Origin of the sequence: Microcystis sp. LE18-22.4A, assembly GCF_027531105.1 — a bacterium.
Classification (GTDB): Bacteria; Cyanobacteriota; Cyanobacteriia; order Cyanobacteriales; family Microcystaceae; genus Microcystis; species Microcystis aeruginosa.
This window is the reverse complement of record NZ_JAPZRB010000555.1, coordinates 1-12,253: the sequence shown is the minus strand read 5'-3', so window position 1 is coordinate 12,253 and position 12,253 is coordinate 1. Positions and strand designations below refer to the sequence as shown.

Genomic DNA, 12,253 nt, shown 5'->3' with positions numbered 1-12,253 from the left:
TCAGGGGGTCAATTACCTAATTTTCAGGGAAAAAGTGCCTAAATTTCCCCCCCGATCACCCCAATGTCTGGCACTTTTTGATGGGAAAAAAGTCTAAAATTCTTATCCAACAAGGTTTTTAGATTTATTCAGCAGACCCTAAGTAGGGTTTGCTGAAAGAGTTTTTTCAGCTTAATCAAGCCCAACAATCTCCCCCTTGCCGGCAATCACTTCGCCGATTTGGTAGGCATTAATCCCAGAGGATTGTAGTTGATTAATAGTCGATCGAGCCAGATCTGATGGGACAATGATCACAAAACCGATACCCATATTAAAAGTATTAAACATGGCTTCGGGATTAACCGATCCCATCTGGGCTAACCAGTGAAAAATCGGCAAAACTGGCCAACTTTCGCGGTAAATCTGCACGGAATGCCCTTTACCTAAGCAGCGGGGCAAATTTTCCGGGATGCCACCCCCGGTAATGTGGGCCATGGCGTGAATATCTAACCCAGAGCGCAGAAGTTCTAGCACAGGTTTGACATAAAGTCTAGTGGGAGTTAACAAAACTTCACCTAAGCTAGAGCCAGCCAAAATTTCGGGGCAATCTTGCCAATTTAAGCTCTGGGTGTCGATAATCTTACGAACAAGACTAAAACCGTTACTGTGAACCCCACTACTGGCTAAACCGATAGCCACATCGCCGATTTGCACCTTACTGCCGTCGAGTAATTGACTTTTTTCGACAATACCGACGCAAAAACCCGCTAAATCGTACTCTCCCGCCGAATAAAACCCCGGCATCTCCGCCGTTTCCCCTCCCAAAAGAGTACAACCACTATCACGACAGGCCCTAGCGATTCCCGATACCACCGCTGCTAACTGTGACGCTTCCAGTTTACCGGTGGCGAGATAATCCAAGAAAAATAAAGGTTCAGCCCCGGAGGTTAAGACATCGTTGACGCACATGGCCACGAGGTCAATTCCCACCGTATCATGGCAATTGAGACTATGGGCAATTTTCAGCTTGGTTCCCACACCATCAGTTCCCGATACTAACACCGGTTGCCGATAACCGGAAGGTAACTGAAAATAGCCGCCAAAACCGCCTAAACCGCCGATAACTTCGGGACGGAAGGTACTTTCCACATTTTGGCGAATTTTCTCGACAAAAGCGCGTCCCGCTTCCACATCCACGCCCGCTTCTTTATAATCCATGCCCAATTGACCGATTGTATCTCTCAAATTTTACCCAGATTTCGGTCCCATGGGAATTATGAATTATGAATTATGAATTGGGAAGTGGGGAGGAAAGGGTGCGCGAGACGGCCAAAATTGCTGCTTTGACTCGAAGGTGAGAATCCGTCGTAACGCAGCACCTATGATCGACTCATCGACTAAGTAGCTGGTTACAATTAAAGATAAAATACAAAGAACCAGAAGCCTGCGCCACTATCTAACAATTAATTGAGATTGCTTAATTAGGGTTTGCTGAAAAAGTACGGGCGAAGCATTCGGATAGAAAATCTACGGTTTCACCGATAGGTTATTACCCGAATGCTTCGCCCCTACAGGACGCAATCGCCGCTCAAGATGCCAGGTTTTGAAGCACGATTATCTCAAAATCTTGCACCTGTTTCGCAAGAAAAGCCACAAAACTCTTACCTTGCCTACATTTCACATTTATTCAGCAAGCCCTAATTAATTAGGAGTTTAGCAAAATGTCTAACGAAACGGTCACTTATTCCCTTGAGGCTGTCTTGACAAGGATTGAGGGGAAAATCGACTTTTTACAAAGAGATGTCAACGAGCGTTTAAACAAGCTAGAGATAGGACAATCAGAATTAAGAGGGGACATTAAAGCTTTAGATGAGCGACTAACCGCAGAAATTAAAGGGTTAACTGCAAGGGTCGCTGATCAAGAATTTACCAATCGGGGGATTCTGATAGCTTTGGTTGTTGCCATTTTAGGAGGAGCGGCCAAAATTTTTGGTTTTCTCCCCAATCCTTGACAGCGATCGCATAATGTTTGCAGAAATTAACGCCCAATTGAAACGGCTAAAAAATTAAACTACTTGATCGAATGTCTTTTCTGTCAATCTTCTTGGGGATATTTTTCCCAAAGATCCGTGATTTGGCGAAGACTTTGGAAGTTGCCATTACCGAGGATCAAATGATCTAGGAGAGGAATGGCTAGATAGGTGGCTCCCTGTAATAATTGTTCTGTGAGTAAAATATCGTCTTGACTAGGCGCAAGTGACCCAGTGGGGTGATTATGGGCGATAATTAACTTAGTAGCTGATTGTTTCACTACTTCTCGAAAGATTTCTCGCGGATGTACCAGTGTTTCTGTGGCTGTGCCGATAGTAATCACTTTGAGTGCGATTAACTGATTTTTGACATCGAGTAAAATAACGGCGAAACGTTCCTGAGACTGATACATTAGTTCGTGTCCAAGAATAGCGGCAGCGGTATCGGGACTATCGATGACCATTTTTTCCGTCGGTCGTCGTTGAAAAGCCCGTTTTCCCAATTCGATCGCCGCTAGAATAGTAGTGGCCTTAGCCGGTCCAATGCCATGAATAGCGGTTAATTCCTGGGGGTGAATATCCCTCAAAACGTCCAAAGGCTCCCGGCGATATTTACTCAATTCGTTGAGAATATGCTGTCCTAAACCCACTGCCGAGAGTTTGCCTTTACCTTGACCTGTAGCTAGTAAAATCGCTAATAATTCGGCGTTACTGAGGTTTTTAGCCCCGACACTGATTAAACGTTCCCTGGGTCTTTCACTGACGGGAATATCGGCAATTCTTAAGCTGTAGGTCATGGAAGTGGCAAGCTACCGCGATAAAATTCCATCATAATCGCAATTTTAGCCAGTGCCTAGAGGGATTTGGCTGGCAAATCAAGGGGAAAAACTCTCCTTACCGATAGCGAATTCCCGCATCTTCGAGGCGCTGTAAAGCTTCCCCTAATCGCGGGATATCGGCGATTAAACTGACGCGCACATAACCTTCCCCTCCCTCTCCAAAAGCATTGCCCGGAGTGACCACGACACCAGTTTTTTGGAGGACGCTGAGGGCGAAATCCGTGGAAGTCATACCGACGCTACAGGGGACCCAGAGATACATTGTCGCCTTAGAGGGGGGAATATCCCAACCTAATTGCGCCAAACCTTTGATGAAAAAATCTCGTCGCTGCCGGTATCTTTCCTGTACTTGTTTGACGTATTCATCCGGCAGTTGTAGGGCGGTTTCGGCCGCCTTTTGGATGACGGAAAAGATGCCATAATCGAGATTGGTTTTCAGGGTGCGTAACCCTTGAATAATATCGGAATTGCCCACGACAAAACCGACGCGCCACCCGGCCATATTATAGGTTTTCGAGAGGGTATGAAATTCCACACTAATCTCTTTTGCCCCCGGAATTTCTAATAAACTGGTGGGCTGATAACCATCAAAACTTAATTCAGCATAACAGAGATCATGGACGAGCATAATCTCATAGTGCTGGGCCCAGGCAACGATTTTCTCAAAAAATTCTCGGGGGGCAATGGCGGCGGTGGGGTTACTGGGATAGTTAAAATAGAGGATTTTCGCCTGTTTAGCCACATCTTCGGGGATAGAATCGATATCTATCAGCCAATCCTGTTCTGCTTTTAAAATGATCGGGTATAGCGTCGCCCCAGCAATCAAGGGACCGCGAAAATGGGCGGGATAGGCGGGACTGGGAACTAAGACCACATCGCCGGGGTTAACATAAGCCAAAGCCAGGTGGGATAGGCCCTCTTTGGAACCTAGCAGCGGTAAAGCTTCGTTATCGGGATTGAGTTCCACACCATAAGAGCGATCATACCATTTAGCGATCGCCTCTCGGAAACTGGCGGTTCCTTCAAAGGGTGGATAACCGTGAAATTGGGGGGTTTCAAAAGCTTGAATGGCCGCTTCGATAACTGGACGCGGGGCAGCACCGTCTGGGTTGCCCATACCTAAATCGATTAAATCTAGTCCTTCTTTGCGGGCTAAGGCTTTTAATTCATCCAAGCGGGCGAAAACGTAGGGGGGTAAGGCACTTAATCGCTTGGCGCGGCTATTCGTCCAATCTACACTCATTACTTCTTGGCTTACTGATCGAGGTAATCTAACATTATGACACGAGTGTATGGCTAATTTAGCAGTCAGTTATTAAGCTGACTTCTTTGTGCCTCAATATTGCTAGAATTGCCTGACATCGGAGATGGAGAGCCAAACTAAGGTAATCTGATTAATAGAGGCTGAAAATTACTGATTAGCCCCAGCATTACCCCCATTCTTCGCCATTATCGGCCGGTAAGTCCTGACTCCTCACTCCTCAATTCTTTTGTAAAATATGACTGCGATCGCTGTTCAGATAACTTCTATTTTACCCCCCGACACGACAGTTATTACCTGGCAACAAGTGCCAAAAGAGGAACAAGAAAGATTATCAAGGGCAATTAGGGGCAAAAGTCCTGAAATTATAGTTTATCCCGCTAATACGGCTGCTTTATCCTCTCTGGTGCGTTTTAGCAACGAAAATCGTCTGTCTTTACTGGCCTACGGTCAAGGCAGTAAATTAGATTGGGGTGGGTTAGTCGAGTCGCCCGATATTTTAGTTAGTACCCAAAATCTCAACCGGATTATTGACCATGCTAGGGGAGATTTAACTATAACCGTGCAAGCTGGGCTTAAACTAGCAGATTTACAGGCTTTTTTAGCTCCTAGCGGTCAATTTATTCCTCTTGATCCCAGTTACGCCGATAATGCCACGATTGGCGGTATTATAGCCACAGCCGACGCGGGAACATGGCGGCAAAGATACGGTGGTGTCCGGGATCTGATCCTAGGATTCTCCTTTATCCGTCACGATGGCGAGATTGCTAAAGCTGGAGGGCGTGTGGTCAAGAATGTGGCGGGATACGACATGATGAAGCTATTTACGGGTTCCTACGGCACTTTAGGGATTATCGATCAGATTACCCTACGACTGTATCCCCAAACTGCTAACTCAGAAACCCTGATAATTAGAGGAAATAGCGAAAATATTAGTAAATTAAGTCAAGTTATTCGGCAATCGGCCTTAACTCCCACCGTGGCTGAATGTTTAAACCCAGGGATGACGCAAGCACTAGGATTAGGGGAAAAAGTCGCTTTACTGCTGCGTTTTCAAAGCATTCCCGAAAGTATTAGCGAACAATCGCAACAGGTGAGTTATTTGGGGCAACAGTTAGACTGTCAGACTAATTATTATCGGGATGAGGAAGAAGTTTCTCTAGGGCAAAGATACCGAAAAACAATCGATAATTATGACCAAGAGGGCAATTTTTTCGGCAAAATAGGATTATTACCCAGCAATTTAGCTCTAGTGATCGACCAAATTAACGGACTAGCCTCGATTAATATTAGTAGTGGGGTGGGTAAAGTTATCTTAAAATCGGAGGAAAATCTTGACAAAATTCGCTCTTTATGCAGTGCCAATCAGGGTTATTTAACGGTGTTAACTGCGCCGCCATCGCTAAAAGAAAAAATTGAACCTTGGGGCTATACAGGTAACGCGATTACCATGATGAAAACCCTAAAAACTAAATTCGATCCTCACGGTATTTTTAGTCCTGAACGCTTTCTTAACAAAATCTAATTTAAAATCATGCAAACCTCCGAACATTCCGTTAACTTTCAAGAATTAATCGACCAAAAAAATCAAGGATTTGACCCCAAGAATCCCCCTGCCCAAGAATTAATCGATAGTTGTGTTCACTGTGGTTTTTGTCTATCTACCTGTCCCAGTTATCGAGTGATTGGCAAAGAAATGGATTCCCCCCGGGGCAGAATTTATCTGATGAATGCCATTAACAAAGGGGAAGCAGTTTTAGACGAAACCACTAGCCAACATTTTGATACTTGTTTAGGTTGTTTAGCCTGTGTTAGTACTTGTCCATCGGGAGTACAATACGATCAATTAATCGCCGCAGTTCGTCCGCAAGTGGAACGCAATCAACCCCGCAGTTTTAAAGATAAAATTATTCGTTTTCTCATTTTTAATCTCTTTCCCTATCCCCTCCGTCTCAAATTATTTTTACCCTTCCTCTGGTTATATCAAACCCTGGGATTACAAACCCTAGTCAGGAAATCGGGTATCTTAAAAATGCTCTTTCCCCGTCTAGCGGCGATGGAATCAATTTTACCCAAAATTACCCTGTCCTCTTTGTTTAAAAACTATGCCGATGTTATTCCCTCCCAAACTGAAAAACGCTATCGAGTGGGAGTAGTTTTAGGTTGTGTGCAGCGCCTCTTTTTCTCGCCGGTAAATGAAGCAACAGTGCGGGTTTTAACTGCCAATGGTTGCGAAGTGGTTATCCCAAAAACCCAGGGTTGTTGTGCCGCTTTACCCGCACATCAAGGACAGGAAAAACAAGCACAAAGTTTAGCCAGACAAATGATCGATAGTTTCGCAGAAACCGAGGTTGATTATATTATTATCAATGCGGCGGGTTGTGGTCATACTCTCAAGGAATATCATCATATTTTAGCCGACGATCCTGAATATAAAGATAAGGCTAAGGAGTTTGTGGCTAAAGTACGCGATGCCCAAGAATTTTTAGCCGCAGTGGGGTTAACTGCTGATTTATCTGCGATTACCGAGACAGAATTAACCCTAGTTTATCAAGATGCCTGTCATCTTTTACACGGACAAAAAATCTCCGTGCAACCACGGCAATTATTGCAAAAAATCCCCAATATTAACTTAAAAGAACCTATCGATGCGGCCTTGTGTTGTGGCAGTGCCGGAGTTTATAATATGCTACAGCCAGATACTGCCGATGAATTAGGTCAGCAGAAGGTACGCAATTTATTAAATACTGGGGCTGCGGTGATTGCTTCTCCTAATCCGGGTTGTTCCCTACAAATTAAAAAACATCTACAATTACAGGGAAAAGATACACCCGTTATTCATCCCATCGAATTATTAGATTATGCGATTCGCGGGCTGAAAATTTCCTAGTTCATCCCCGTTTTATCTTAATTTTTTGAAAATAGAAAACGGGTTTCTTCAAGAAACCCGTTTTCTATTAGATATAGATAGCCCAAGATTTGGCCCAGGTGAGAATTTCATCAACTCGATCGAGGGTTGAAGATTCACAGTAGAGACGCAAAACCGGTTCGGTCCCACTAAAGCGAATTAACAACCAACTGCCATCTTCTAAACGGAATTTATAACCGTCCATAGTATTACAATCAGTCACTTGTTTACCAGCAATTTCCCTTAAGGGTTCCTTATCCAAAGCAGTAATTAACTGATCGCGAGCTTCCATATTAGCTAAGGGTAAATCAATGCGATCATACTCAGAATGAAACCCGGTTTTATCCTGTAATTGCGCGTAAAGATCGCTTAAATCTTGGCCCGATTCTACCACCGCTTCCAAAACGTATAAAGCTGATAATAAAGCATCCCGTTCGGGAATGTGAGTACCATAACCGACACCTCCCGACTCTTCCCCACCAATTAACACAGGAGTGGTCAACATTCGATCGGCGATATACTTATAACCGATCGGGGTTTCAAAGACCGATAAACCGTATAAACTGGCTAATTTGGGGATTAAATCGGAACCGCTCACCGTTTTGACAATTTCCCCTCTCATTCCCTTTTTGCCGGCTAAATGCTCGATTAAAATCGGGATGAGATTTTGGGTGCTTAAAAAATTCCCCCGACCATCGATCGCCGCTACTCGATCGCTATCCCCATCGAAGACCAAACCTACTCGCAAAGGGGCTAAATTTGCGCTGTGAGCCAGTTTATCGATGATTTCCCTCAAATTTCTCGGTAAAGGTTCTGGAGAGCCGCCACCGAACAAAGGATCGCGATTGCCGCGTAATTCCGTGATCCCCACCCCCAAAAGACGCTCTAAACCGGTAGCCGCCGCACCGTGCATGACATCGGAATAAACTTTTAGTTGTCCCGATTCGATCGCGTTGGCAATAGCGGCAATATTAACTTTTTGGCGTAAACCCTGACAATAACCTGACCATGGCTCAAAAGTGTTTAATTTACCGGCAGCTGCGTTAAATTGCGGCGGATTAGACAATAAAGCTTCAATTTGTTGGGTAATTTCCGGCGAGACAGAACCACCAAAATAACCTTTAACCTTCAAACCGAGATATTTGGCTGGGTTATGACTGGCGGTTAACACGATCGCACCGAGAGCATTTTCTGCTCGAGCTGCCCAACTAAAAGCGGGAGTCGGAGCGTAGGATTGGGAGAGAAGCACATCAAAACCGGCTTTTTGAAGCGATTCCGCCGCAGTTTGAGCAAAATCCTCCGCCATAAACCGCCGATCATAGCCGACGATCATCGTCCGCGAACCCGTGATCTGACCATAATTATCCGCTAAAACCTGAGCCGCCAAGGGAGCGAGCAGAGCGACTCGATCGAAAGTAAAATCGGCGGCGATAATCCCGCGCCAGCCATCGGTTCCAAATTTAATCGGGTTCACGGTGGTCATGATTTACGAACTACCCCTAAAATATCCATTTTCCCAATACTGTAACCCGCTCCGTACCCCTTGGCGATAGGCAATGGGGAGATGGGGAAATGGGGAAATGGGGAAATGGGGAAATGGGGAAATGGGGAATTTCAGCTAAAACCCTAAAACCCTAAAACCCCAAAACCCCAACACCCTAACACCCTAAAAACCCAATACCTTTTCAGGTTTCTCGATCATCGGTTTTTGCCGCCGAATCGAGCGCGCCGACTTCACTGGCTAATAATTTTTCCATTAACATTTGTAACTTCATCCGTTCTATATAGGGCCATCCCCCGGTTTCCTCGATATCCCGGAGTAATCCGTATAAGTCCTTACGGGTATTGGGTAAAGATGGCTCGAACATCTGCTCGCGAATTTGCCGATGTAAATTTTCTAAAGTTCGCAGCAACATTAACAAACCGTTACAATCTCCCTGCTGTTCTTGGGCGATCGCTGTCACCGTCGTTACAAGGGAATCTAGTTGGCTATCTAATTGGCTGTTATCTCCCGGCAATCGGCTATTCATGTTCCTATTTGAAAACAGTCACACCAATCATATCAGTCATCAGCTATCAGTTACTGAGAGCCTCCTGACTTGAAAGAGGGTGTGGGGAAGTGGGGAAGTGGGGAAGTGGGGAAGTGGGGAAGTGGGGAAGTGGGGAAGTGGGGTGTAGGGTGTGGGGTGTGGGGTGTGGGGTGTGGGGAAGGAAACCTCTTTCATCTGTGGTGGTGAAAATTTTTTCATCGGGACTGACTCCTAAGCTAAGACGTATTTAAACTGCTTATTCTTCGATTAGCCGAATCTCCTCCAATCTCTTTACTGTTGCCTCTTGCCGGCTGCCTCCCGTCTCCTGACTCCTATCTCCTGACTCCTATCTCCTGACTCCTATCCCCTGCCTGCCGTCCCCTGTCTCCCATCTTCTCAATGGTCACTGATCTTTGATAAACTGAGTTTCGGTGAATTGGCCCGACCGATTCGATAATTCATCAGGCTATGGATCAAGGGTAGTAATTGTAAAGATTGACAAAGAGAGGTTGACATAGATGAGATTTCGTGCCTTGTTAGTTGCCTTTTTAGCCTTGTGCTTAGGGGTGTTGACAGCTTGTAGCGACGCGCCTAGTGCCGTCCTGAATAGAAACGAGCTAACCTATGATGAAATTTTAAACACGGGATTAGCTAACAAATGTCCCCAGATTTCCGAGTTCACCCGGGGTACTCTCCCCTTAGAACGCGGCGAAAGTTATGTGGTGACAGATTTATGCTTGGAACCCCAAGAATATTTTGTCAAGGGTGAACCCGTTAATAAGCGGGAAGCAGCCACCTTTATCCCGGGTAAACTCCTAACCAGAGATACCACCAGTTTAGAACAGATGACAGCGAGTTTAAGCGTAGCCGAAGACGGTGTTTTAACCCTCAAGGAAGAAGACGGTATCGATTTCCAACCCGTTACCGTACAATTACCCGGAGGTGAAAGAGTTCCCCTCTTCTTTACCATTAAAGGTTTCACTGGCAAAACCGAAGCCGGATTTAACTCGATTAACAGTTCCACGGATTTTGAAGGCGAATTTAAAGTTCCCTCCTATCGTGGCGCTGGTTTCTTAGATCCCAAAGGTCGGGGCGTGGTAACGGGTTATGATAATGCTGTTGCTTTACCCGCTAGTGCTGATAGTCAAGATTTCCAGCGCGCTAACGTCAAAGCGACGGAACTGGGTAAAGGTACTATGTCTTTACAGGTAACTAAAGTTGACGCTTCTACCGGCGAGTTTGCTGGTGTTTTTGAAAGTGAGCAGCCTTCCGACACCGATTTAGGCGCAAAAGATGCTGAAGAAGTGAAAATTCGCGGCATTTTCTACGGTCGTCTCGAAGCTCGTGCCTAATTAATAAATTCAGAATTTCTGGAAATTAAGGCGAATTTCTCCCCAGAGAAGTTCGCTTTTTTTCGGCTCTCTTGGGGTTGTTGAGCAGTTACAATAAAGATTGACCTCGCCTTGGAGGAAGAGTTGCTAATGCCCAAGAAGACGAACAAGCAAACGGAAGCCAAAAGTTACAACCATGGCGAGGAACATCCCCAGCGTCCCGATATTGGCACAGAACCCCACTTCAAGAAGAAAAAACCCCCTGTCACCTATCGTTATGATTCCTCCTTGTCCCCAGAGTTAAACTGGGATGAAAACCCCGCACGAGAAGAAGCTGAGGCCTTAATTGAGCAAATTCTCGCAGCAGAAGATTTAGAAACCGCCAAAATAGCAGCGCATCAACTCAAGGCAATCGGTGAACCGTTTTTAAATTGGACAGGAAAGGCCGAAAGATTATTTTTTGAAGTGCCGACTTTACCCTTATTTGTCCATGAACGTTTATCCACTAGGGCAATTATTGAAACCCTGAAATCCCACAAGGTGGAAAAAGGGGAACAATTGAATCTATTTGAACTATTTAATGACCCTAAATGGTCAATTACTGACCAGATTCTCCGAGCTTATGAGTATCACGATAAATGGGTAAACCGGATGATTCTCGGTGACTCCTTGGTGAAGATGAACTCCCTACTGCAATACGAGGGGATGGGGGGTAAGGTGCAGATGATTTATATTGACCCTCCCTACGGGGTAAAATTTGGTTCTAATTTTCAACCTTTTGTCAGAAAACGCGACGTTAAACACAACGATGACGATGATTTCACCCGCGAACCGGAGATGGTGCAAGCTTATCGAGATACTTGGGAATTAGGGTTACATTCCTATCTGAGTTATTTACGCAATCGTTTGTTATTGGCCCGGGAGTTGTTGACTGATAGCGGTAGTGTTTTTGTGCAGATTTCCGATGAGAATGTTCATCATGTTCGGGAATTGATGGATGAGGTTTTTGGTGGGGAGAATTTTGTTTCACAGATTGCTTTTAAAACCACAGCAGGCAAATCTAGTAATAGAATTGATAGCATATACGACATTATTTTGTGGTATTCAAAAAATAATCAAACTTTAAAGTTTAGACCAATTTTTGTTTCACGTTCTCAAGAAGAAACTGATCAAAGATATTGTTATTTACAATTACCAGATGGGACTAATCAAAGATTATCTAATGAGCAATTACAAGGATTAGAAATTATCCCAGAAGGAAAAAGATTTAGAATTACTGCTTTAAATTCTCAAGGAGAAACATCTGGAGAAACATCTTTACCTTTTGAGTGGAATGGACAAACTTTTTATCCGCCAAAAGGAAGACATTGGTCTATTGTACCTTCTGGTTTAACAAAATTAGGAGAGTTAAATAGATTAATTTTAGAAGGAAAAAGTCTTTGTTATAAACGGTTTTTGTCTGATTATCCTATTTCAGAAATCAAAAATATTTGGATGGATACAGGAGGCGGAGCTTTAGTATATGAAAAAATATATGTAGTTCAAACATCAACAAAAGTCATCCAACGCTGTCTATTAATGACCACCGACCCCGGCGATTTAGTATTAGATATCACCTGTCTAAGAAAAGGTACAAAAATCCTTATTCCCCAGCAACCAACTAACTCCCCCCCTTTGAAGGTAGGGCAGGGGGGGGTAAAATCTCAGACACCGGGGAGCTACCCCCCCAACCCCTAGGGTTGATTCATTTAAATTAAGTACAGCTGATTTTGAGTCAATAAATTTGACTGAAGATTCTCAAGTTTATCTTTTTCTAACCAAAAAAATTAGTCACAATAACTAATCTTTAATCCTCTGCCAATATTTATTATGAAG

General features: G+C 44.4%; 10 protein-coding genes. 5 read left to right on the top strand and 5 right to left on the bottom strand.

Annotated features, from left to right (window positions below; genetic code table 11):
* Nucleotides 1–171: 171 nt before the first annotated feature.
* On the bottom strand, nucleotides 172–1,197 hold the full coding sequence (gene purM, locus O9295_RS23920; protein WP_288035811.1) for a phosphoribosylformylglycinamidine cyclo-ligase: 1,026 nt from the start codon (nucleotides 1,195–1,197) through the stop codon (nucleotides 172–174).
* Between the two features lie 503 nt (nucleotides 1,198–1,700).
* On the opposite strand from purM, the gene O9295_RS23915 reads away from it, so the two are divergent.
* Nucleotides 1,701–1,991 carry a DUF4164 family protein gene (locus O9295_RS23915; protein ID WP_072927055.1) on the top strand — a complete coding sequence of 97 codons (291 nt, stop codon included), beginning with the start codon at nucleotides 1,701–1,703 and terminating at the stop codon, nucleotides 1,989–1,991.
* 83 nt (nucleotides 1,992–2,074) lie between these two features.
* Here O9295_RS23915 and radC read toward each other — a convergent pair whose 3' ends face one another.
* Nucleotides 2,075–2,806 (bottom strand): RadC family protein, encoded by a 732-nt coding sequence (radC, locus tag O9295_RS23910; protein ID WP_288035809.1) that lies wholly within the window; start codon nucleotides 2,804–2,806, stop codon nucleotides 2,075–2,077.
* 97 nt (nucleotides 2,807–2,903) lie between these two features.
* Nucleotides 2,904–4,091, bottom strand: coding sequence for an aspartate aminotransferase (locus O9295_RS23905; protein ID WP_288035807.1), 1,188 nt, complete (start codon nucleotides 4,089–4,091; stop codon nucleotides 2,904–2,906).
* A gap of 256 nt (nucleotides 4,092–4,347) precedes the next feature.
* Here O9295_RS23905 and O9295_RS23900 point away from each other — a divergent pair, with 256 nt between their 5' ends.
* Nucleotides 4,348–5,634 (top strand): FAD-binding oxidoreductase, encoded by a 1,287-nt coding sequence (locus O9295_RS23900; protein WP_288035805.1) that lies wholly within the window; start codon nucleotides 4,348–4,350, stop codon nucleotides 5,632–5,634.
* A 9-nt stretch (nucleotides 5,635–5,643) separates the two neighbouring features.
* Entirely contained in the window at nucleotides 5,644–6,999 is a 1,356-nt protein-coding gene (locus O9295_RS23895; protein ID WP_012267049.1) for a (Fe-S)-binding protein, read from the top strand.
* A 67-nt stretch (nucleotides 7,000–7,066) separates the two neighbouring features.
* Here O9295_RS23895 and O9295_RS23890 read toward each other — a convergent pair whose 3' ends face one another.
* Complete coding sequence (locus O9295_RS23890; RefSeq protein ID WP_288035803.1) at nucleotides 7,067–8,500, bottom strand: phosphoglucomutase/phosphomannomutase family protein; 1,434 nt, start codon at nucleotides 8,498–8,500, stop codon at nucleotides 7,067–7,069.
* A 202-nt stretch (nucleotides 8,501–8,702) separates the two neighbouring features.
* A complete protein-coding gene (locus O9295_RS23885; protein WP_004162734.1) occupies nucleotides 8,703–9,047 on the bottom strand; it encodes a hypothetical protein in 345 nt (114 codons plus the stop codon).
* A gap of 518 nt (nucleotides 9,048–9,565) precedes the next feature.
* Between O9295_RS23885 and O9295_RS23880 the strand changes: the two genes are divergently transcribed.
* Both O9295_RS23880 and O9295_RS23875 read left to right on the top strand, forming a co-directional pair.
* Nucleotides 9,566–10,399, top strand: a complete 834-nt coding sequence (locus O9295_RS23880; RefSeq protein ID WP_288035801.1) for a photosystem II manganese-stabilizing polypeptide — start codon at nucleotides 9,566–9,568, stop codon at nucleotides 10,397–10,399.
* Between the two features lie 129 nt (nucleotides 10,400–10,528).
* Nucleotides 10,529–12,115 carry a site-specific DNA-methyltransferase gene (locus tag O9295_RS23875; RefSeq protein ID WP_288035799.1) on the top strand — a complete coding sequence of 529 codons (1,587 nt, stop codon included), beginning with the start codon at nucleotides 10,529–10,531 and terminating at the stop codon, nucleotides 12,113–12,115.
* Nucleotides 12,116–12,253: the final 138 nt, after the last annotated feature.

What these genes read in the sequence shown, in the direction of transcription:
- O9295_RS23875 (WP_288035799.1), top strand. Translation starts at nt 10,529, where the DNA reads ATGCCCAAGAAGACGAACAAGCAAACGGAAGCCAAAAGTTACAACCAT.
- radC (WP_288035809.1), bottom strand. Translation starts at nt 2,806, where the DNA reads ATGACCTACAGCTTAAGAATTGCCGATATTCCCGTCAGTGAAAGACCC.
- O9295_RS23895 (WP_012267049.1), top strand. Translation starts at nt 5,644, where the DNA reads ATGCAAACCTCCGAACATTCCGTTAACTTTCAAGAATTAATCGACCAA.
- O9295_RS23890 (WP_288035803.1), bottom strand. Translation starts at nt 8,500, where the DNA reads ATGACCACCGTGAACCCGATTAAATTTGGAACCGATGGCTGGCGCGGG.
- O9295_RS23880 (WP_288035801.1), top strand. Translation starts at nt 9,566, where the DNA reads ATGAGATTTCGTGCCTTGTTAGTTGCCTTTTTAGCCTTGTGCTTAGGG.
- O9295_RS23915 (WP_072927055.1), top strand. Translation starts at nt 1,701, where the DNA reads ATGTCTAACGAAACGGTCACTTATTCCCTTGAGGCTGTCTTGACAAGG.
- O9295_RS23885 (WP_004162734.1), bottom strand. Translation starts at nt 9,047, where the DNA reads ATGAATAGCCGATTGCCGGGAGATAACAGCCAATTAGATAGCCAACTA.
- O9295_RS23900 (WP_288035805.1), top strand. Translation starts at nt 4,348, where the DNA reads ATGACTGCGATCGCTGTTCAGATAACTTCTATTTTACCCCCCGACACG.
- O9295_RS23905 (WP_288035807.1), bottom strand. Translation starts at nt 4,091, where the DNA reads ATGAGTGTAGATTGGACGAATAGCCGCGCCAAGCGATTAAGTGCCTTA.
- purM (WP_288035811.1), bottom strand. Translation starts at nt 1,197, where the DNA reads ATGGATTATAAAGAAGCGGGCGTGGATGTGGAAGCGGGACGCGCTTTT.